Below are 20,225 nucleotides of genomic sequence, written 5' to 3'. Positions count from 1 at the left end.
TCAAAGAAGATGACCCACTGACAGCTTTGTCAGTGCCTGACCAACATGCATTACGAAGCCCCACGACGCTCTAGACGAAAGATGGAGGGCAGCCAGAACATGGCGCGCATCCTAATCACCACCGATTATCTCGTCCCCGGGGACGACATCGACAAGCTACTCCACCGGCACGGCCACGAAACAATCTTTGCTCCCTTCACCGCAGCACGTGAATCCTCGCAACAGGACGCCCTGTTGAGTGGATTCGATGGTGCAATTATCGCCAGCGAACCAGTGACTGCCAAAATGCTTGCAGCAGCACCTACCTTGAAAATTTTGGCACGCAGCGGTGTTGGCTACGACTCGATTGATATACCTGCGGCCGCCGCCCTGGGGACGAGAGTATGCAACGCGCCAGGAACCAATCATCATTCCGTAGCGGAAATGGTGATCGGACTGATCATCATGTCTGCACGCCGACTTGCCGAAGTCACCACCGGTGTCCAGCAGGGACGCTGGCCACGAGAAGCAGGTCACGAATTACAAGGCTCAACGTTAGGAATCATCGGATACGGGCCCAGCGGACGCGCCACCGCAAGCCTAGGTATCGCCCTTGGCATGAGGGTCCTGGTCAGCACCGCCCACCCAGACAGCAATAACAACGGAGTTCAGTTCACCGATCTCGACACCGTCGTTCGTGACGCTGACTACCTCTCCCTGCACACCCGTGGAGGCCAGGGGATCGGCCGGCTCATGGACGAGTCCCGGCTGCGTGCGATGAAACCTACCGCTGTCCTCATCAACACCGCCCGCGGCTCACTCGTGGATGAAGGGGCACTGGCCACGGCACTTTCCGACGGCACCATCGCCGGCGCTGCACTAGACGTGCTCGAGAGCGAACCCCTGCCCGGTGACAGTCCCCTTCGAGGCCTGGACAACGTGCTCATCACGTCCCATCTCGCCGGACAAACGATCGAAGCACGGAGACGGGCCGGGCTGGCAGCCGCCCAGGCCGTCATCGACGTCCTCGAAAACCGCGAACCGGCACACCCGGTCGACCTCTAACCCAGAACACCCACCAACGACGAAGTAAGGATCCTGATGTCGAAACCCCACCGCATCGCAGTCATTCCCGGCGACGGAATCGGCACCGAAGTCGTGCCCGAAGGCCTGCGCGTTTTGGACGCCGCAGCCTCAGCCTTCGACCTAAACCTCACCTACGAACACTTCGACTACGCCTCGGCAGACTTTTACACCCGGCACGGAAAAATGCTGCCCGACGGATGGTTCGAGGAACTGAACCAGTTCGATTCCATCTTCTTCGGCGCCGTCGGCTGGCCCGACGTCGTCCCCGACCACGTTTCGCTGTGGGGCAGCCTCCTGCAGTTCCGCAGACATTTCGACCAGTACGTCAGCCTCCGCCCGGTCAAGCTGTTGCCCGGCGTGCCCAGCCCCCTGACCGGCCGGCTCCCGGGCGATGTCGACTTCTATGTCGTGCGCGAAAACACCGAAGGTGAATACTCCAGCATCGGCGGGAAGATCTTCGAAGGCACCGACCGCGAAACCGTTCTCCAGGAAACCGTCATGACCCGCACCGGTGTGGACCGGATCCTCAAGTACGCCTTCGATCTGGCGCAAAGCCGACCCAAGAAGCACCTGACCTCTGCCACGAAGAGCAACGGCATCTCCATCACCATGCCCTACTGGGACGAACGGGTCGAGGACATGGCCAAGCGTTTCAGCGACGTGAACGTAGACAAGTACCACATCGACATCCTGGCCGCTAACTTTGTCATGCACCCCGACTGGTTCGATGTCGTCGTCGCCAGCAACCTCTTCGGCGACATGCTCTCCGACCTCGGCCCCGCCTGCACCGGAACCATCGGTATTGCCCCCAGCGGCAACATCAACCCCGAACGCAGATTCCCCAGCCTCTTCGAGCCCGTCCACGGCTCCGCCCCGGACATCGCCGGCAAAGGCATCGCCAACCCCATCGGGCAAATCTGGTGCGCAGCCATGATGCTTGACCACCTGGGAGAACCCGAAGCCGCGGACGCCATCACCACCGCCATGGAAACCGTGCTCGCCCACGGGCAACAAGCGCTCACCCCCGACATGGGCGGCAACGCCACCACAGAAGAACTGGGCAAAGCGGTGGCGTCGGCCCTGAAGGCCCCATGACCTCATCAACCGCCACCACAGCCGGTCAGATCCTGCCTGCGGAGAGCGGATCATCCTCCGCAGGTAAATCCACTGGCACCTGACTGTCGGAGCGGGGTCCAAATCCGTCAGCATCGGGACCCGCAATGAGAATGCCATGGCGCACTCCACAGCGCTTGGGGCAACAGGCGACGCCGTCTAATCCTCCGGCATTTCCTCAGAGGGTTGAGAGTCAACGACGCACCCATTTCGGGACGTCTCTGCGACGGTGAAAGTCACCGTCCCCACAAACGTCCGGGGCTCCCCTGCGAGGGTTTGGTGCGGGCAGCCCCCACCAAACCCATCGGTTCGAAGGAGGAACCCCGGGCGCCGGATCCGGACCTAGACGGTCCGGCGCAGCGGGACTTCCTTGATGAACAGGATGCACACCAGACCGACGACAGCGACGATGGCCGAGGTCATGAACACCACGCCGGTGGCATCGCCGAAGGCCGTCTCGTACATCAGGCGCACGGCAGGAGGCATCTCCGTGAGGTTCAGCGACGTTCCCCCGGCTGCAACACCGGTGGACCCGTCGGGCGACACCAGGTGCGCGGACTTCAAGGCATCGAGCACCAGCGCCCCGACCTTGTCCGAGAGCATCGCCCCGAGCACCGCCACGCCCGCGGCGCCGCCGACGGCGCGGAAGAAGGCGACCGAGGAGCTGGCGGTGCCGATGTCGGTGACCTTCACGGTGTTCTGCACCGCAAGGACCAGGTTCTGCAGCATGAAGCCCATGCCCAGGCCGTTGAAAAACATGCCGGTGGCCAGGATCCAGTAGTTGGTGTCGTGGGCCATCATGCCCAACAGTCCCAAGGCGCCGACATTGACGATTCCGCCGATGACCAAGAAGATCTTCCAGCGCCCGAAGCGGGAGATCAGTTGGCCGGAGAAGACCGAACCGAAGAGGTTGCCCGCGATCATGGGCAGGGTCATGACCCCGGCCAGCGTGGGGCTCGCCTCGCGTGCCACCTGGAAGTACTGGCCCAGGAAGGCGCCGGAGCCGAACATGGCCACGCCGATGGAGATCGAGGCCAGGATCGCCAGTGCTGTGGTGCGTGTGGCGATGATGCGCAGCGGGATCACCGGTTCCGGAACCCTGCCCTCGACCCAGAGCAGCAGCGCGATGAGCACCAGTGAACCGCCGACCATCGCGTAGGTCTGCCAGGAGTTAAACTCGTAGAAACCTTCCTTGCCCACGTAGGAGACCCAGATCAGCAACACGGAAACCGAAATGGTCACCAGCACCGCGCCGGCCCAGTCGATGTAGACCTTGCGCGGGACGTGCGCGATGTGCAGCGTCTTGTGGATCAGCCACATGGAGATGATGGCAATGGGCACCCCGATGAAGAAGGTCCAGCGCCAGCCCAGAGGAGAGTCCACGATGAGCCCGCCCAGCAGCGGACCACCGGCGGTCGCCGCGGCCATGACGCCGCCGAAGTAGCCCGAGTACTTGCCGCGCTCGCGCGGCGGAATGACGGTGCCGATCACCGCCATTCCCATGGCGGTGAGCCCGCCCATGCCGATGCCCTGGATGACGCGAGCGCTCATGAGCATGGGGATGTTGATGGCGAATCCCGCCAGCACGGAACCGATCACGAAGATGACGATGCTGATTTGCAGCAACTTTTTCTTGTCAAAGAGGTCGGCCAGCTTGCCCCAGATCGGTGTGGTCGCGGCGTTGGCCAGCAGGGCCGCGGTGAGCACCCAGTTGAAGTCGGTCTGCGTGCCACCCAGGGCATCCATGATGGTCGGCAGGGCGATGGAAACAATCGTGGTGGCCAGCATCGCGGCAAAGAAGGAGGCGAGCACGCCGGTGATGGAGCGCAGCACTTCCTTCTGGCTCATCTGCGGCTGGTCCCCGGGACGCTCCCGCGTCCGGTCGACAGACTGCCGCTGCTCAGACAATGGGAGCCCCTTCCGGGCCGTTGGCCGACGGGGTGGTCTTTCCGTTGATGCCGTCCAGCCCGGCGCGCAGCACCTTTTGAATGTTGTTCACCGTGGCTGCCGCCGCGGAGATTTTCGCTTCGTCCCAGTCCTTGAGCAGCCCGGCCAGCACCGTTGCGCGCCTGTCGTAGGCCTTTTCGACCTCCTCGGCGCCCTGGGGAGTGAGGGAAATCAATTGGGCACGGGCGTCCGTGGGGCTCGGGCTCCGTACCAGCAATCCCGAGCTTTCCAGCTCAACGACCTGGCGGCTCAGCGCCGCGGGCCCGATGCCGATCCACTGGGCAATGTCGGTGGCTCGGGTGGGTTGGTTGCGCTGGACGTAGGCCAGGACGCCAAGTGCCGCGAAGCCCACCGGCTGCTTTCCTTCGCTCAGGTGCCCGACGCAGCGCAAGGTGCGCTGGAGGGCTGTCAGGCTTTCGACCAGTTCAAGTGTTGAGGTTTCACCGCGTTGCAACGGATAGCACTCCTTCGCAAATATGGTTGACCAAGGCAAATGTTGCCCACGGCAACCATATGGTCAATTTAGTTGCCTCGTCAAACCAATTTGGTACATCTCACAGCGGCTAGGCTGGTGGATCGTGAGCACCGAAAATTTCAGCACCCCCGATATCACCCTGGCTGCACGGCTGCGCTCGATCGCCCTGGATGCGGCGCGGCTGGCCGCACCGGTCCTGCGCGGGGCATTCCGCCAGGACGTGGCACGCGAAAACAAGACCAACGCCCACGACCTGGTGACGGCGTTCGACAGGCAGAGCGAAGAGATCATTCGCGGACACCTGCTGGCGGCCGAGCCCGATTCCCGGGTCCTGGGCGAAGAAGACGGCAGCACCGGCGCGGGAAGCATCGAATGGATCGTCGACCCCATAGACGGGACCAGCAACTTCACCCACGGGGTTGCCTTCTTCTGCATCTCCATTGCCGCGGCCCGCGACGGGGTGCTGCTGGCGGCAGTCGTGCTTGACCCCATCGCCGACCTGGAATTCACCGCCGACGCGCAACATGCCTACCTCAACGGCACGATCCTGGCGCCCGGATCCAGACCCGACCAGAAACATGCGAACATCATGACCGACTATCCGTCGGCCGAAGCCCTGGAAGCCGACGGGGAGGCGGGCCTGCGCGAGTTCGGCGCGTGGGTCGGGGCCTTTGCCACCGTCCGCCGCAAGGTCTCCGCCGCCATGGCCCTGGCCCATGTGGCAGCCGGATGGTGCGATGCAACCATTGGCTTCGACACCAAGCCCTGGGACGTTGCCGCCGGTGCGCTGCTGGTGCGTCGCGCAGGTGGCACGTACCTGGGCTTCCGCTATGACGTGCACACGCTGCCCGACCACGAGGCCCCGTGCTTCCTGGCGTTGGGCCCGGGTGCCGACTACCCGGTGCTGGACGAATCGATCCACCGGATCATCGCTGCCCGCAACGCGCGGGGCGCCCTCGGCTCAGCCTAGGCCGCGGGCGCTGATTTCCTCGGGAAAGTCCAGGTCCTCGACCTTGCGTACCAGGACGTCGCTGAGCATGCATTCGGCGACCGCATCGATGCCCACATCGGTGTTTTCCACCAACAGGTTTCCCGTCGAATCATAGATCCGGCAGCTGATGGTGCCGCGGTTGCCATCGAGATTCGTGACGACGATGCCGCCAAAGAGCGTCGAGGCGTCAACGGTGCTTCTGTACCGGCCGGATTCGTTGGTGGTCACGGGCAGGGCCGAGGTCGTGGTCAGCGAGAGCTCATATTCGCCGGTGCCCTCGGCCTCAAATTCAAAGCTCTGCGTATTGTCGTAAAACGAGAGGATCGTGGAAAGCAACACTGCGTAGAGAATCGAGACCAGCAGCCCGAATGTCCCCGTCACCAATGCCGTGACGCTGAATCCGCGGCTCCTGAACCGCTTGGCGATGCCGACGATGCCCAGCACCATGGCCAGTGGACCCAATACAAAGGAAATGAAGCCCAGGAAGGGGACCAGGGAAATCACGGCCGCCACGATTCCAGTCACCATGGCGAATGTCGTCATCCCATGCGTGCGCGGCGGCGGCTGGTTGCCACCGTTGCCGTAGTACCCGTAGTACCCGTTGGGCGGATATTGGCCCCCGTAGGGCTCCTGGCCGGATCCGGGTTGCCCCGGGTACCCGCCGGGAGACGACCACGATCCGTGGTGGGGATCTCCGCCCGGACGGGCATACGGGTCAGACATTTGGCTCCTGAAAGGTACGGGGCGGGGCGGCAGCTGCCGCAACCGTTCACCTAAGAAATTACTCCCTGTCGCGGGCAGGACACAATTGCCGGGCCTAGTCCGATCCGTCGGCCAGCCGATACGCCGACCCGTCACGCTGGCGCAGCAACATCCCGTAGTCCACGAGATAGCGGCGCAGGAGCACCGGATCATCGCTGAACGCTTCCAGTTTCGAGGTCAGTTCGGCCTCCGTGAGTCGTTCCCCGTGCCGCAGCACCTTACCTGCCACCACACGCAGCAAGCCCAGACGTTCCTCGTGCTTCTTGGGATAGCGGTCGATACGGCCCTCGTTGTCGAAGAAGCGGTCGTTCCCCGTCCGCGGTTCCCGCGGTGCACCCGCGGCCAGGATGCGGGCAAAGACCTCGCCGTCAATCTGGCCCTGCCCATCGAGCAGGCCCGCGTTCGCCAGGTTCAACTGAGCCCTGGCCTGGCGTTCGGGCCGCAGATCGCTCTCCAACCCCAGGACTTGTTGGGCGTAGAAACGGCGCGTTTCCTCATTGGCCAATGCGCCAAAAACCTGGCGCCAGTCGCCCGCGGATTCCTGCACTGGATCCTTCATGTTCCATCCCTCGTTTTTCCTAGTTACTCGGCCTACCCTGAGGATATGGCTACTCTATTTCATCGACATGCGCAGACTGCTGTGCATCACCACGGTGGCGGCTCGGTCATCCTTGGCGGAATCCTGGCGGTGTTGCTCTTTGCGGTCTTCGCCGTCTTTATGTTTGCCGCCCAAGGCGCATGGGAACCCATGTTGATCGGTATCGCCTTCGGCCTATCAGCGGTCCTTTTTGGCACTGTCTACCACTTCAAGCACTGACCGAATCGCCCCACGCCGAGCCACGAACTTACTGCTCCCCCGACAAGGGACGAGACGTTGGTGGCTCGCACTATGTTCGCTTCCAAGCCTCGCCGGCGTGGCGGCCTGCAACCCTGCCGCTCATGAGGCAGCCACCCAGGAACGTCCCCTCGAGTGCCCGGTAACCGTGCATGCCACCGCCGCCGAAGCCCGCAGCCTCACCGGCAGCGTATAGGCCCGGGATCGGATCCCCGGCGGCATCCAGCACCCGGGAATCAAGGTCGGTCTGGATCCCGCCCAACGACTTGCGCGTCAGGATCCTCAATCGCACCGCAATCAGCGGGCCGGCCTTTGGATCCGCGAGGCGGTGAGGCTTCACGCTGCGCACCAGCTTGTCGCCCAGATAGTTCCGGGCCGACGTGATAGCCGAGATCTGCCCGTCCTTGCCGAAGCTGTTCGCCACCGCCAAATCCCTGTCATCGATGACTCCGGCGACCTGCGCCGGATCCAAGAGGTCGTCCCCGGTGAGCCGATTCATCTTTGCCACCAGCTCGCCGATCGTGGCTGCCTGGATGAAGTCGTTGCCGTGGTCCAGGAAATTCTGGACCGGGCCGGGGACATCCACGCGTGCCCGTGCCAGCACCGCGCGGATGTCCTTGCCGGTGAGGTCGGGGTTCTGCTCGGAACCGGAGAGCGCGAACTCCTTGCCGATGATGCGCCGGTTCAAGATGAACCAGCTGTAATCGTGCCCGGTGCCGCGCAGGTATTCGAGGGTTCCCAGCGTGTCGAAGCCGGGCCACAGCGGAGCCGGCAGCCGCCGGCCGGTGGCATCCAGCCACAAGGAACTGGGCCCGGGCAGGATGCGGATTCCGTGGCGCTCCCATAACGGGTTCCAGTTGGCGATTCCCTCGGTGTAGTGCCACATACGGTCCCCGTTGACCACCCGCGCCCCTGCCCGCCGGGCGATGTCCAGGCCGCGTCCGTCCACGTGGGCGGGCACCCCGGAGACCATGTCCTGCGGCGGGGTCCCCAAGCGTTTCGGCCACGCGGCGCGCACCTTGGACAGGTTCCCTCCGATGCCGCCGGTGGCAACGATGACCGATGGGGCAGAATATTCGAAGTCCCCGGCCTTGGTGCGGGTGGTTGCAACCCCGCGCGGTGCCGGATCATCCGTAAGTACCGTGCCGCGCACCCCGGTGATTGCACCGTTGTCGGTGACCAATTCATCGAGTTGGTGGCGCCAAAGCATAGTCAGCTGCCCCTTCGCCTCTGCGGTGCGGGCGGCCAGGATGAAGGGTGCCAGCAACCCCGGCCCGGTCCCCCACGTGATGTGGAAGCGCGGCACGGAGTTTCCCGGACCTTGGGCCCCTGCCCCGCCGCGTTCGGCCCACCCGACCACCGGGAAGAAGCGGATGCCGCGTTCACGCAGCCATTCGCGCTTACCGCCGGCAGCCCATTGGACGTAGGCGCGGGACCACTTGCGGGACCACTCATCCTCGTCGCGGTCGAAGCCCGCGGTGTTGGCCCAGTCCCGCAGCGCGAGGTCCGCGGAGTCCTTGACACCCAGCCGGCGCTGTTCCGGCGAGTCGACGAGGAAGATGCCGCCAAAGCTCCAGTGGGCCTGTCCGCCGAGGTTCGCCTCGGATTCCTGGTCCAGTAGCAGCACGCGTGCCCCGGCCGCGGTGGCCTCGGTGGCAGCCACCAGTCCGGCCAGGCCGGCACCGACGACGATGACATCGAAGTGTTGCGAATGCGGGATGTTCGACATGGATCCACCCTAGCGCCGAAGTGGCGCGGGCCACACGCGCCGCTTCATCGGAGGCGCGGCATGTGCCGCGACGGCGCACTCGACGACCTGGCCTCTCGGGCCGCACCCCGGGCGTCCCGGCGTGGCCGTGCGACAGGTGGCCGTCGTGGCGTGGTGCTAGCGTTCAAGGGGTGCATTTTGTCGAGATTGGTTCCGGGACCCCGCTGCTGGTGATCCATGGCTTCTGCGTGGACCACCGCCTGCTGCTTGGGCTCGACCCGGCGCTTGCCGCGCGTGGGGGCTGGCGGCGGGTCTACATCGATCTTCCGGGCATGGGTCTATCCGCCGCCGGACCGGACATCCGCAGCGCCGATGACGTCGCGGCGGCCGTGGCGTCGTTCGCCCGCAAGGCCTTTGGCATCCAGCGATTCGCGGTTCTCGGGAATTCCTTCGGTGGAATAATCGCGCGCCACCTCGTGGCGGAATTCGGCGACCAGGTCCTTGGCCTTGCCCTGCTTTGTCCGGTGGCAGTGGCCGAACACGGACGCCGGAGGGTGCCGCCCCGGACGGTATTGCACACCGATGAGGACCTGTTGGCTTCCCTGGACCAGGAGGACGCGGCGGCCTACCAGGAAATGGCGGTACTCCAAACCCCGGAGAACTGGGCCCGTTTCCGCGATTCGGCCCTACCGGGGCTGCGGAGTTTTGACCGCAAGGCGATCGGCAGGATCGCCGGAAGATACCCCCTGGCCATCGAGCCCGAGGACCGTGCATCGACTTTCAGGGGGCCCACCCTGGTCATCGCGGGACGGCAGGACCACGTGGTGGGATACCAGGACCTGGCAACGTTGGCGGGGCGCTATGAAAACTCCACGTTCTCGATCCTCGAGCGGGCAGGACACAACGCGCACCTGGACCAACCCGAGCTCACCGCCGGCTTGCTCGAAGCATGGCTCGCCCGCATGGACGAACTGCTTCCCCTCCTCGGCGGCACCTCGACCTGAGCATTGCCGCGCGGTCAGTCGTTTCCGGCCCGGGCTTCCCGCGCCGCGGCGAGGGACCCGAAGGCGGAGAAGTCCTTGTGCCCTTCCTCGCCCCACACCACCAGGACGCGCAGCGTGCCGTCCCCGGTGTTGCGCAGATCGTGCTCCACCCCGGCCGGGGCCAGGACGCTGTCCCCCGCCTTCAACTCGTGGTGTTCCTGGCCCACGCGCATGGACGCGGTGCCCTCGAGCACCAGGTAAAACTCCTCGAGGGCCATGTCGTCCCGGTGGTGGGCATGCATGCCTTCGTGTCCGCCGGGTTCGAGTTCCCAGGTCTGGATGGCGACGGGCATGCGCATCTCGTCGGCGAAGTGGAATTGCATGCGGGTGTCGGTGCCCTCGTGCAGGGCGTAGTCAAAGGTGTGTGCACCACGTGGTTCAAACATGTGTGTCCCCTTCTTCGTCGGTTCTGCCGTGCCTCAGTTAGGCCGGCGATGCTCCCAGGCGCGTGCTGATTTGCCGGGCCGCCTGCACGCAGGCGGCCCCGAGTTTGCCCAGTTGTTCCTTCGAGACGCGGTAGTAAGGGGCGGCGACCAAGGCACAAGCCACGACCGTGCCGCGGTGGTCGAAGATGGGCGCGGCCACGCCGACCTCCTCGCCGGAGGTCTCCCCGTAGTTGGCCGCGTAGCCCCGGACCCGCACCTCTTCCAGGCGCTTGAGATAGGCAGCGCGGGTGCCGGCGGTGTTCGCGGGCAGAACCACGGAACCGGATTCCAGGAGGTCCGCGGCGCGGTCCGGTTCCTCGTGGGCCAGAAAGACCTGGACCGAGGCACTCAGCGCGGTGTTGTAGCGGCTGCCCATGGCCGAGGTGTGCTTGACCTGGTGGAGGCTGGGGATCTGCTCGACCGAGACGGATTCGATGCCGTCCCAGATGGTCAGCACCGCGGTTTCCCCGGTGTCCCGCGCCAGTTCCGCCAGGAAGGGGTAGGACACCCGGCGCACGTCGAGGTTTGCCAGCAGCGGGCCGGCAACGGCGATCAGCCCCAGTCCCAGCGAGTACTTCCGGGTGGCCTCGTCGCGGGCCACGATGCGTTCCTGTTCGAGCGTGGCCAGGATCCGGGAGATGCTTGATTTGTGCAGGCCCACCTGCGCGGCGATCTCCGTGACGCCCAGCACCGGTTGCTCAACGGTGAAGCACCGCAACACGTCGATGACGTTGACAATGACCGAGGCGCCGCGCGGTTCCGCGGTGGTGGTTTCGGCCGCTTGGGCAACCATGGGAATTCCTCCGGTGGGTGGGGTGCTGGTGGGTGCGTTCACAGTTGTACGCTACCGCGCCGGGGCGGGCGGGGCCTCGTCGACGCCGATGTCCTCATTCCAAAGGCCCGGATTCCGCGTGGCGAAGTCCTCCATGAGTGCGGTGGCCTTCGGGTCGTCGATGACCACGACCTCCACGCCGCGGGACCGCAGCAGGTCGAGTTCCCCGGGGAAGTTCTTCTGCTCGCCGACCACCACGCGCCGGATGCCGAAGAGGATGATCGATCCGGAGCACATGGCGCAGGGCGCCAGCGTGGAGTACAGGGTGGTTCCGGCGTAGGAGGCCCGACGCCCGGCATTGCGCAGCGCGTCGATTTCGCCGTGCGCCGTCGGATCCCCGTTTTGCACGCGGCGGTTGCGGCCGGCACCCAGCAGCACCCCGTTCTCCAGGATGCTCGAGCCAATGGGCACCCCTCCCTCTCCGGCACCCAGGCGGGCCTGTTCAAGGGCGATGGCGTATCCGGCGCGGTCGTGTTCATCCAGTGTCATGGCGTGGGGCTCGATTCTTCGTCGGGATGCGACGTTCGGGTGAAATGCTGAGGGCGGGTGGAGTGCACGCATGCGCCCCACCCGCCCCCATCATGCCAGCTTGATCCTAGGCGTCGATGATGTTGTTTTCCGGACCGAAGCCGAACTTGGTGATGTTCTCCACGCCGCCGTCCTCGCCGATGACCAGGATGTCGTGCTCGCGGTAGCCGCCGGCACCCGGCTCGCCGTCAAGAATGGTGACCATCGGTTCCATGGAGACAACCATGCCCGGCTCCAGCACCGTGTCGATGTCCTCGCGCAGCTCCAGGCCGGCCTCGCGGCCGTAGTAGTGCGAGAGCACTCCGAAGGAGTGGCCGTAGCCGAAGGTGCGGTTGGGCAGCAGGCCGTGGCCGATGAAGATCTCGTTGAGCTCGGCGGCGATGTCCTTGCAGACCGCTCCTGGCTTGATCAGCTCCAGGCCGCGCTTGTGCACCTCGACGTTGGCATTCCATACCTGCAGCGAGCGCTCGTCCGGCTCGCCGAGGAACAGGGTGCGCTCCAGTGCGGTGTAGTAGCCGCTGGTCATCGGGAAGCAGTTCAGCGAGAGGATGTCCCCACGCTCCAGCTTGCGGGTAGTGGCCCAGTTGTGGGCTCCGTCGGTGTTGATGCCGGACTGGAACCATACCCAGGTGTCGCGCACTTCGCGGTGCGGGAAGGTCTTGGCGATCTCGTGCACCATCGCCTCGGTGCCGATCAGTGCAACCTCGTACTCGGTGATGCCCTCGCGGATCGCGGCCTTGATGGCTTCGCCGCCGATGTCGCCGATGCGTGCACCGTGCTTGATGACCTCTATTTCCTCGGCGGACTTGATCATGCGCTGGCGCATGGCATCCTGCGAGACATCGACCAGGGTGGCTCCGTCGAAGGTGGCCGCGATGGCCTGGCGGGTCATCAGCGGAAGGGCGTCGTCTTCGACGCCGATGCGCGAGGCCTTGACGCCGTTGCGCTTCAGGGCTTCCTGCAGACCGAAGTAGAAGTTGTCGCGCTTCCAGTCTGTGTAGACGATGTTGTCGCCGTAGCTGGTGCGCCATGGCATGCCGGCATCGATGTTCGCGGTGATGGTGGTCGAGCTTTCGGCGGTGACCACCAGGGCGTAGTTGCGGCCGAAGGTTGTGTACAGGAAATCAGAGTAGTACTTGATGCCGTGGTAGCTGGTCAGGATGACAGCGTCCAGTTCCTTGGCGGCCATGATCCGGCGCAGACCGGCCAAGCGGCGCTCGAACTCGGTGTCCGAGAAGGTCAGCTGCTGCTTGGTGCCGTTGTGCAGCGTCTTGAGGCGCTCGAGCTCGGAAACGTTCGTTGCGTTGGCAGGTGCAATGGTCATGGTTTTCTCCTTTGGGTTGTTGATGTGTGGTGTTGGTCTGGGGGAAGGATGGGGGTGGCGCTATGCCAGGGCCTTCTTGCTGGTTTCCACCGAGCAGGCGACGGCGACCAGCGAGATGGCCGCCGCGCCCATGAGGTACCAGCCCGGGGCAAGCAGGCTGCCGGAGGTGGCAATCAGCAACGTGGCCACGAAGGGTGCGGTTCCGCCGAAGAGCGCGTTGGACAGGTTGAAGCTGACGGCGAATCCGGAGTACCGGACCCGGGTGGGGAACATTTCGGCCAGGAAGCTGGGGAGCGTCCCGTCGTTGAGGCTGAGCATGCCACCGAGCAGGATCTGCACCAGGATGATGACCATGAAATTGCCCGTGTCAAGGAGCATGAAGGCCGGCACGGTCAGCACCACGAAGAGGATGGAGGCGCTCATCAGGACCTTCTTGCGCCCGAAGCGGTCAGAGAGCATTCCGGTGAGGAAGATGAATCCGATGTAGGTCGTCAGCGCCACGGTGGTTGCCACATAGGAAGCGGTTTCGTCTATTCCCAATTCCTGGGACAGGTACGTGGGCATGTAGCTGAGGATGACATAGAATCCGACCGCATTGAGCAGCACGGCGCCAACGGCCTGGATGAGCTGGCGCCAGTGGTTCCTGAACAGCGCGCTAACCGGTGCCTTGACGACGTTGTCTTCCTTGGCCAGTTCCTTGAAGACCGGGGAATCCTCCAGCCTGGTGCGGATGTAGCGTCCGATCAGGCCCATGGGGGCGGCCAGCAGGAACGGCAGGCGCCAGCCCCAGGACTGCATTTGCTCCGGCTCCAGCAGGCCGGTCAGCAGAGCCGCCAGGAGCGAGCCGAGCAGCAGGCCGGCGGCGGTGCTGGCCGGAACGACAGCGGCGTAGAGGCCTCGGCGGTTGGCCGGGGCATATTCCACCAGGAAGGCGGAGGCCCCCGCATATTCGCCGGAGGCGGAGAACCCTTGGACGACGCGGATGATCAGCAGCAGGATCGGTGCCCAGATGCCGATGGTGTTGTAGGAGGGGATCAGTGCGATGCAGAAGGTTGCCGCGGACATGATCAGGATCGACCAGGAAAGTGCCTCGCGGCGGCCGATCTTGTCGCCGAGGTGGCCCCAAACGAATCCGCCCAGCGGACGGACCAGGAACGAGATCGCGAAGAGTGCGAAGGTGAGCATCAAGCCGGTTGCCGGGTCGGAGTTGGGGAAGAAGACCGCGGTGATGGTTACCGCGAGGTAGCCGTAGACGGCGTAGTCGAACCATTCCACGAAGTTGCCGATGAAACTTGCTGCCACGACCTTGCGGCGGGTTTTCTTGCCGATCCCGGTTGGATCCGGACGCTCCTGGCCACTGAGCGTGGGACCGAGATTGGATGCCGGAAGATCGGTGAGCGTGCTCGGTGCAGAACGCGCGTTGGCATCAATGCCGTTCGCGGGGTTTTTGCGCTGAATCATTTGGGAACCACCAGAAGGTTTCTTGAGTTGCATTCATTGCAACGCTGTTGCACTCACTGTATTTGTGCGCTGGGTCACTGTCAAGGGTGGGGTTTGATACGGGCCACATCCGGATTTCCCGGGCTTCCCGGGGGCTTGGCAAAGTCGGCCCCGGTGCGTACCCGCAGCCATGCCTGTGCCGCTATTTCATGCCGAGCACCTCCAGGGTCAGTGAGTACTCCGCTTCCACGGCCCGGGCCACTGCGCGGGTCACCGCATCCAGCAGCAGCTGTCCGCGTTCGGCGCTGGCGCCGGTCGGCGATGACAAGCACCCGCTTGCCGGCGTGCGCGCCGGGTCCTCGGGGAAGATGTCGTACGGCTTCAGCTGCGCCGGCGGATGGTCGACGGCACGGGACATGTCCACCTTCTCCGGATGCAGCAGCATCATCAGGGATGTCTCCAACACGCCTCCATGCTCAATGTCCCAACCCAGGAAACCGTCGGGGAAGACCCGCTCCAGGGTTTCCTCGTCGACGAAGTCCCAATACGAGAGGAGCATGGCCCGGGCGTCCAGTCCGATCTCCCGGGAACGACCCACCGCCATTTCCAGCCCCTCATAGATGAACTGGTAGTTCTCGAAGTGCCCGTTGAGGATTACGACCCTGGTGAAGCCCTGGCCGATAAATGACCGTGCGATGTCCTCGATCTGGCCCGTGAGCGTTGATCCACTCAGGCTCGTGGTTCCGACCCTGTGGTTGCCGCCGCCGGAGCGCGGCTGCGACTTGTAGCCATAGGAAATTGTTGGGGCGACCAGGGCGCCAATCTTCGACGCAACGGCCCCGGCAATGGCCCGCGACAGCATGGCGTCGACGCCCAATGGCATGTGCGGGCCGTGCTGCTCCGTGGCACCGGCGGGAATGATGACGGTTGCATGGGGCTGGGCCACATAGGCGGCGTAGGTGTCAGCATCGACATCTTCAAGAAAAACCGACTGCATCGAGATGCTCCTTGTGGTGTTGGCGCGCGGGAATCGACGCCCGGCGGCTTGGCGCCGGTTGCGTCAAGGGGGGAAGGGAAAGAGGAAGGACAAGTCAAGGCGGCGATGAGTGCCCTGTTCCGCGGGACTTCGCCGCCCCGCGGAACAGACCGGCCGCTAGGATCCGATCGGGTGGCGTTCGGGATTCGGCTCCTGCGCCGAAGGATCCGGGGTCGCCGCGTCATCGATCCGCTGTTCGGCGAGCAGGAACTCCGCGCTGCCGTGCTGGCGAATGAACTCGGCGTCCGAGCAGTCGATCTTCAGGCCCAGCGGGACGCCCTGTTCGATGCGGGACTTGAAGCGGCGGTAGCCCAGTGCGTAGTAGAGCCCTGCGCTGGTGCCGGTCCCCGCCAGCCAGGAGAAGTCGATGCCGCCAACCGCGGTGGCGATCGGGCCCTGGAGAGCAGGGACCGAGCCGTACATGCACATCCAGGTCATGAGGATGCCGCCGGCGAAGGCAATGAATGCCGCGGGGTTGATCGACTTGAGCTTGGTCGACTTGGGGTCCATGAACAGGTAGGAGAAGTCCTTGTGGCGGCGCTCGAAGACGAAGTAGTGGACCGCCATGATGCCGCCCCAGGTTGCCACCCAGGCGGCAATCGCAATGATCCAGTTATGCAGGACCTCGGCGAAGTCGTGGGCGAAGAGGAACGCGATGACGGCACCCATGGCCAAGACGCCGACCAGGATGCACAGCTTCTTGCGCGAAACGTTGATGTCAAGCGCCTGCGTGGCGACACCGAAGGTGTACATGTTGATGATGTTGGTGGCGATCGGACCGTGGATGACCAACAGGATCACCGGGATCGACAGGGTGCCGAAGGACTCGACGATCAGTTGGCCGGGGTCGGCGGTGCCGTTCTTCGTGGCGAGGCTGGCACCCAGTATCCCGAGCCAAACAACCGGGAGGAATTGGCCGAGGACGCTGACGATGTAGAGCTTGTGCGACTTGATGCGCTTGGAAACGAAGCGGGAGTAGTCCGGCGCGTAGGTGAACCAGCCGATGCCCCAGCCAATGCCGATCGCGGTCATGATCGAGGACATGGCCGCGATGCGCGGCATGCCGGTGAGCACCTCTCCGACCGGCCCCTGGTAGGTCCAGTCGATGTCCAGCTGCGTCCAGGCGAGGATCGACATGGCGATCAGGACGATGATGGTCGGCGGCATGGTGATGCGTTCGAAGCGTGCGATGGCCTTGTATCCGCGGTAGCAGATAGCCACCTGGATGGTCATGATGACAGCTGCAGTGGCGATGCGCCAAAGCATGTTGCCCGCTGTGGGATCAACCCAGCCGATCATGCCGAACAGCGCCATAATCAGGTCCAGGATGACCCATGTGTTGACCGCGGACCAGCCGATGGCAATGATGGCCTGGATAGCGGCCGGCAGGTAGGCTCCGCGGCGGCCGAAGGCACCGCGGGCCAGCAACATGCCGGTAGCCCCGGTTTTCTGACCCAGGATGACAAAGAATCCGAAGCCCAGCATGCCGATGACGTTTCCGGCAATCAGGACGGTCAGGGTATCGGCTAGACCAAGACCCAAGTGGATGCCCAAGGCCCCAAGGATCCAGTTGATCGGGGCGACATTCGCCCCGGCCCAAATCCAAAACTGCCCGGAAAGTTTCGTAGTCCTGGCAGATTCGGGAATCGGCTGCAGGGAATCCTCGACCTCATGGGTCACGCTTTCAGATGAACTGGCAACATCTCTACTCATGGGTTCACTCTCTCGACTGCGGGGGTTCGATAAGAACTTACGCCCCAGCCTAGGAGTGATCTACGCCACCCAGTACACTCAAAGTGGATGTTTATTTCTCGATTATGGCGACGAAGTGTCACCTGCTCTCCTTATCGCCAATCAGGCGCCCTTTTCACCGCAAGGATCCACGCATGCTTCTGAGCCTCAAGGACGTTCTGGCCCTTCCACTGTTCGCCAAGGCACGACCTCGCATCGTCGCCGGCGCCGAACAGGTCACCCATAATGGGGTGCGCTGGGTTCACTCAAGCGAGGTCCTCGAGATCGCGCCGCTACTGCGCGGCGAGGAGCTTTTGCTTAGCGGCGGCCAAACGCTCCTGGCACTGCGTCCCGAGGCGCAGGTCCAGTACGTCCAGAGCCTCGCGGAACGCAGGGTCGCGGCACTCGCAATTGAGACCGCCGGACTGAACAAAAGCCTCTCCCCCGCGCTCATCGCCGCGGCTGACGCCGCCGGGCTGCCCCTGATCGAATTGCGCGCCACGGTTCCGTTTGTCGAATTGGCGGAAACAATCAACCGCGGCATCGTCTCCGCGCAGGCGATGGCGTTGCAGCGTGCCGACGAGATCTCCCAGCGCCTGGCGCAACAGATCGCAACCTCCGGTCCCAATCTGGATCCCTTGATTGCATTGATCGCGGAAGCCCTGGAGGCGAACACCCTCCTGGTGGACCCGGGCGGCATCACCCTGGCCAGCAGCCGAGGGATCCCCGAGGACGAAATCGGGATGGAAATCGTCTCGGACATCTTCGTCAGCGACGTGGTCGGCGCCAGGCTGCATCTGGAAAGCCGGCATCCGTCCGAGCGGGAACTGCTGACCACGGTTGCCGAGAGGCTGGGCAGCATCCTGGCGCTGGCTCTCTCCCAGCACCACCGGCCCACCCGCTCACAAATCGCCGATTCGGCACTGATGCAGGCCATCATCCGCGACTCGGGCGACGGCAAGGTCAAGGACCTGTGCACGAGGGTCGGGCTCGAGGCAAGTGTCCCGGTGGCCGTGGTCATTTTCCGCGGCGTCGAGCTGGGCCGGATGCGCAGCGCCCTGGAGCGGATCCTGCGGCGCAATAGCCCGGACATCAAGACCTACCTTGATGGCGACTATCTCTATGGACTCATCCCGCTCAGGGGCCGTTCGCCGAAAGAGGACAGGCGGAAAATCCTCAGGGGGCTGCGCGGGGAAATCGGTGCGATCCCCGTCCAGGGCGTCATGGGCCCATGGGTCGCCGACGCCACGCACGGCTCATGGTCACTGCAGGAGGCGTTCCTGACTGAGCGGCTGGCCCTACCCATGCCGGACTCCGGCGGGTTGCGTGATTGCGAGGACGTGGTCCTTGAACGCCTCTGCGTCCGGGAACTCGGGCGCGAGTCAGCGGACCGCTTCGTCCAGGAGATGCTCTCGGACTTGATCAGCCACGACAGCATGCGTGCGGGCGACCTGGTGGCGACCCTGGATGCATGGCTTTCCTCGGGGTGCAATTCCACGGCCGCCGCTGCGTCCCTCTTCATGGAACGTCAGACGCTGCACAAGCGCCTGAACAGGATTTTTGAGCTGCTGGGCGGCGACCCCCGCGGCAGCTCGCGCATTGCCGCCCTGCAACTGGCCACCAAGCTGGCCACGTCGAACCTGTCCACCGTCAAGTAGCTAACTCACCGCGCGGACCTGACTCCCCACGTCCGCGTGGAAGGTAACGCCCTACAGAACCGCGCGGATCGTCCGTTCGAAGCTGGTGATGTGCGCCAGCGCCATGGCCTCGGCCGTCTCGGCTTCGCCCGCAACGATGGCATCGAGCAACTCGACATGCTCTTCGATATGCCCGGCAACCGTTGGAACCTTGTCCAGCACCAGGCACCAGATGCGGGTGGCCAGGTTGTCCAGGCGGATCAAGGCTTCCTCAAGGTGCGGGTTTCCGGCGGCCCTGTAGATCAGTCGGTGGACACTGAGGTCGTATTGCATCAGACCGCGCTTGTCCACGTGCCGGTCCCCCAGCAGTTCGATGTCGCGAGCCAGCGCTCCCAGCGCTTCGCGGTCCGCGCTGGAGGCGCTGAGCGCGGCTTTGCGGGCGGCCATCGGCTCGAGCGAACGGCGAAGCTCGGAAACGTCCGCCAGTTCGGTGATGTCCACGATGGTGGCAAAGGTGCCCCGGCGCGGATACGAAACCACCAGGTGGTCGATCTCCAGGCGCTTGAGCGCTTCGCGCACCGGCGTGCGCCCCACTCCGAGCTCAAGGGCAAGCTGCCCGTCGTTGATCGGCTCCCCGGGACGGATGTCGAGCATGATCAGGCGGTCGCGGATGTCGCGGTACGACTGCTCGGCCAGGGATACGGGCTCGCCCAGCACCTCCGGGTTTGCGGAGATAGTACTCATGCGGATGTCTCCTTCACATAGCCGGGGTACGGAATCACTGTAGTTCGATGGCCTTCACTGACTTATTTGAGCCAGCCATTGACACTATGTGATCCCCATCATAGCATTGCAACCAGTTCTGATATATCAATCATCAACAACTTGTACTTCAAGGAGTGAATACCGGATGACGGCCACGAACACCACGCTTGTCGAATCGACGTTGACCGAGAGCATTGCCACCCTGGATCCGGAGATCGCGGAGCGGATCGATGCGGAGCTGGCGCGCCAGCAGCGTGGCCTGGAGATGATTGCCTCGGAGAACCACACGGCCCTGGCCGTGATGCAGGCGCAGGGTTCGGTGTTGACCAACAAGTACGCCGAGGGCTACCCGGGCAAGCGCTACTACGGCGGCTGCGAGGAGGTCGACGTCGTGGAGACCTTGGCCCTGGAGCGCGTCAAGGCGCTCTTCGGTGCCGAGTTCGCCAATGTGCAGCCGCACTCCGGCGCGCAGGCCAACGCCTCGGTGATGCACGCGCTGATCCGCCCGGGCGACACCATCATGGGCCTGAACCTGGCCCACGGCGGGCACCTGACCCACGGCATGAAG

General features: G+C 64.3%; 19 protein-coding genes and 1 pseudogene. 7 read left to right on the top strand and 13 right to left on the bottom strand.

The genetic code is table 11. The features are described from left to right. The first annotated feature begins 99 nt into the window (after positions 1–99). Together ACIPUB_RS15585 and ACIPUB_RS15580 are read left to right on the top strand one after the other, a co-directional pair. Positions 100–1,044, top strand: a complete 945-nt coding sequence (locus ACIPUB_RS15585) for a phosphoglycerate dehydrogenase (RefSeq protein WP_407608196.1) — start codon at positions 100–102, stop codon at positions 1,042–1,044. Between the two features lie 36 nt (positions 1,045–1,080). Next, positions 1,081–2,160, top strand: a complete 1,080-nt coding sequence (locus tag ACIPUB_RS15580) for a tartrate dehydrogenase (protein WP_407608195.1) — start codon at positions 1,081–1,083, stop codon at positions 2,158–2,160. 360 nt (positions 2,161–2,520) lie between these two features. Here the strand turns inward: ACIPUB_RS15580 and ACIPUB_RS15575 are convergent, their stop codons facing one another. Beyond that, positions 2,521–4,026 carry an MFS transporter gene (locus ACIPUB_RS15575; RefSeq protein ID WP_407608194.1) on the bottom strand — a complete coding sequence of 502 codons (1,506 nt, stop codon included), beginning with the start codon at positions 4,024–4,026 and terminating at the stop codon, positions 2,521–2,523. Between the two features lie 52 nt (positions 4,027–4,078). After that, positions 4,079–4,579, bottom strand: a complete 501-nt coding sequence (locus tag ACIPUB_RS15570; protein WP_407608193.1) for a MarR family winged helix-turn-helix transcriptional regulator — start codon at positions 4,577–4,579, stop codon at positions 4,079–4,081. 124 nt (positions 4,580–4,703) lie between these two features. On the opposite strand from ACIPUB_RS15570, the gene ACIPUB_RS15565 reads away from it, so the two are divergent. Then, a complete protein-coding gene (locus ACIPUB_RS15565) occupies positions 4,704–5,570 on the top strand; it encodes an inositol monophosphatase family protein (RefSeq protein ID WP_407608192.1) in 867 nt (288 codons plus the stop codon). On the opposite strand, the gene ACIPUB_RS15560 is transcribed toward ACIPUB_RS15565, so the two are convergent. Both ACIPUB_RS15560 and ACIPUB_RS15555 read right to left on the bottom strand, forming a co-directional pair. Then, a complete protein-coding gene (locus tag ACIPUB_RS15560) occupies positions 5,562–6,314 on the bottom strand; it encodes a hypothetical protein (protein WP_407608191.1) in 753 nt (250 codons plus the stop codon). The genes ACIPUB_RS15565 and ACIPUB_RS15560 overlap by 9 nt on opposite strands. A gap of 94 nt (positions 6,315–6,408) precedes the next feature. After that, positions 6,409–6,912, bottom strand: a complete 504-nt coding sequence (locus tag ACIPUB_RS15555) for a DUF2087 domain-containing protein (RefSeq protein ID WP_407608190.1) — start codon at positions 6,910–6,912, stop codon at positions 6,409–6,411. 45 nt (positions 6,913–6,957) lie between these two features. Here ACIPUB_RS15555 and ACIPUB_RS15550 point away from each other — a divergent pair, with 45 nt between their 5' ends. Continuing rightward, complete coding sequence (locus ACIPUB_RS15550) at positions 6,958–7,170, top strand: hypothetical protein (protein WP_407608189.1); 213 nt, start codon at positions 6,958–6,960, stop codon at positions 7,168–7,170. Positions 7,171–7,240: 70 nt separating this feature from the next. Here the strand turns inward: ACIPUB_RS15550 and ACIPUB_RS15545 are convergent, their stop codons facing one another. Next, the gene (locus tag ACIPUB_RS15545) at positions 7,241–8,917 is read right to left on the bottom strand and encodes an FAD-binding dehydrogenase (RefSeq protein ID WP_407608188.1); all 1,677 of its coding nucleotides are present in this window, start codon (positions 8,915–8,917) and stop codon (positions 7,241–7,243) included. A 170-nt stretch (positions 8,918–9,087) separates the two neighbouring features. Here ACIPUB_RS15545 and ACIPUB_RS15540 point away from each other — a divergent pair, with 170 nt between their 5' ends. Beyond that, a complete protein-coding gene (locus tag ACIPUB_RS15540) occupies positions 9,088–9,900 on the top strand; it encodes an alpha/beta fold hydrolase (protein WP_407608187.1) in 813 nt (270 codons plus the stop codon). A 14-nt stretch (positions 9,901–9,914) separates the two neighbouring features. Here ACIPUB_RS15540 and ACIPUB_RS15535 read toward each other — a convergent pair whose 3' ends face one another. The 7 genes from ACIPUB_RS15535 to ACIPUB_RS15505 all read right to left on the bottom strand — a co-directional run bounded on the left by ACIPUB_RS15535 (position 9,915) and on the right by ACIPUB_RS15505 (position 17,237). Further along, positions 9,915–10,325 (bottom strand): cupin domain-containing protein, encoded by a 411-nt coding sequence (locus ACIPUB_RS15535; RefSeq protein WP_407608186.1) that lies wholly within the window; start codon positions 10,323–10,325, stop codon positions 9,915–9,917. Between the two features lie 37 nt (positions 10,326–10,362). Continuing rightward, entirely contained in the window at positions 10,363–11,157 is a 795-nt protein-coding gene (locus ACIPUB_RS15530) for an IclR family transcriptional regulator (protein WP_407608185.1), read from the bottom strand. 51 nt (positions 11,158–11,208) lie between these two features. Beyond that, positions 11,209–11,685 carry a nucleoside deaminase gene (locus tag ACIPUB_RS15525; RefSeq protein WP_407608184.1) on the bottom strand — a complete coding sequence of 159 codons (477 nt, stop codon included), beginning with the start codon at positions 11,683–11,685 and terminating at the stop codon, positions 11,209–11,211. Positions 11,686–11,791: 106 nt separating this feature from the next. After that, positions 11,792–13,048 (bottom strand): aminopeptidase P family protein, encoded by a 1,257-nt coding sequence (locus tag ACIPUB_RS15520; protein WP_407608183.1) that lies wholly within the window; start codon positions 13,046–13,048, stop codon positions 11,792–11,794. Positions 13,049–13,108: 60 nt separating this feature from the next. After that, positions 13,109–14,509 (bottom strand): MFS transporter, encoded by a 1,401-nt coding sequence (locus ACIPUB_RS15515; protein ID WP_407608182.1) that lies wholly within the window; start codon positions 14,507–14,509, stop codon positions 13,109–13,111. Between the two features lie 181 nt (positions 14,510–14,690). Further along, positions 14,691–15,485 (bottom strand): creatininase, encoded by a 795-nt coding sequence (locus ACIPUB_RS15510; RefSeq protein ID WP_407608181.1) that lies wholly within the window; start codon positions 15,483–15,485, stop codon positions 14,691–14,693. A 156-nt stretch (positions 15,486–15,641) separates the two neighbouring features. Further along, on the bottom strand, positions 15,642–17,237 hold the full coding sequence (locus ACIPUB_RS15505) for a purine-cytosine permease family protein (protein ID WP_407608180.1): 1,596 nt from the start codon (positions 17,235–17,237) through the stop codon (positions 15,642–15,644). Between the two features lie 173 nt (positions 17,238–17,410). Between ACIPUB_RS15505 and ACIPUB_RS15500 the strand changes: the two genes are divergently transcribed. Next, on the top strand, positions 17,411–18,913 hold the full coding sequence (locus ACIPUB_RS15500; RefSeq protein WP_407608179.1) for a PucR family transcriptional regulator: 1,503 nt from the start codon (positions 17,411–17,413) through the stop codon (positions 18,911–18,913). Positions 18,914–18,964: 51 nt separating this feature from the next. Here the strand turns inward: ACIPUB_RS15500 and ACIPUB_RS15495 are convergent, their stop codons facing one another. Beyond that, positions 18,965–19,636 carry a GntR family transcriptional regulator gene (locus ACIPUB_RS15495; RefSeq protein WP_407608178.1) on the bottom strand — a complete coding sequence of 224 codons (672 nt, stop codon included), beginning with the start codon at positions 19,634–19,636 and terminating at the stop codon, positions 18,965–18,967. A gap of 166 nt (positions 19,637–19,802) precedes the next feature. On the opposite strand from ACIPUB_RS15495, the pseudogene ACIPUB_RS15490 reads away from it, so the two are divergent. After that, positions 19,803–20,225: pseudogene (locus tag ACIPUB_RS15490) on the top strand (serine hydroxymethyltransferase); the annotation flags it as partial.

Source organism: Paeniglutamicibacter sp. ORCA_105 (assembly GCF_045798545.1).
GTDB lineage: Bacteria > Actinomycetota > Actinomycetes > Actinomycetales > Micrococcaceae > Paeniglutamicibacter > Paeniglutamicibacter sulfureus.
The sequence above is the reverse complement of the archived record's forward strand: the minus strand, read 5'-3'. Positions and strand labels throughout refer to the sequence as shown.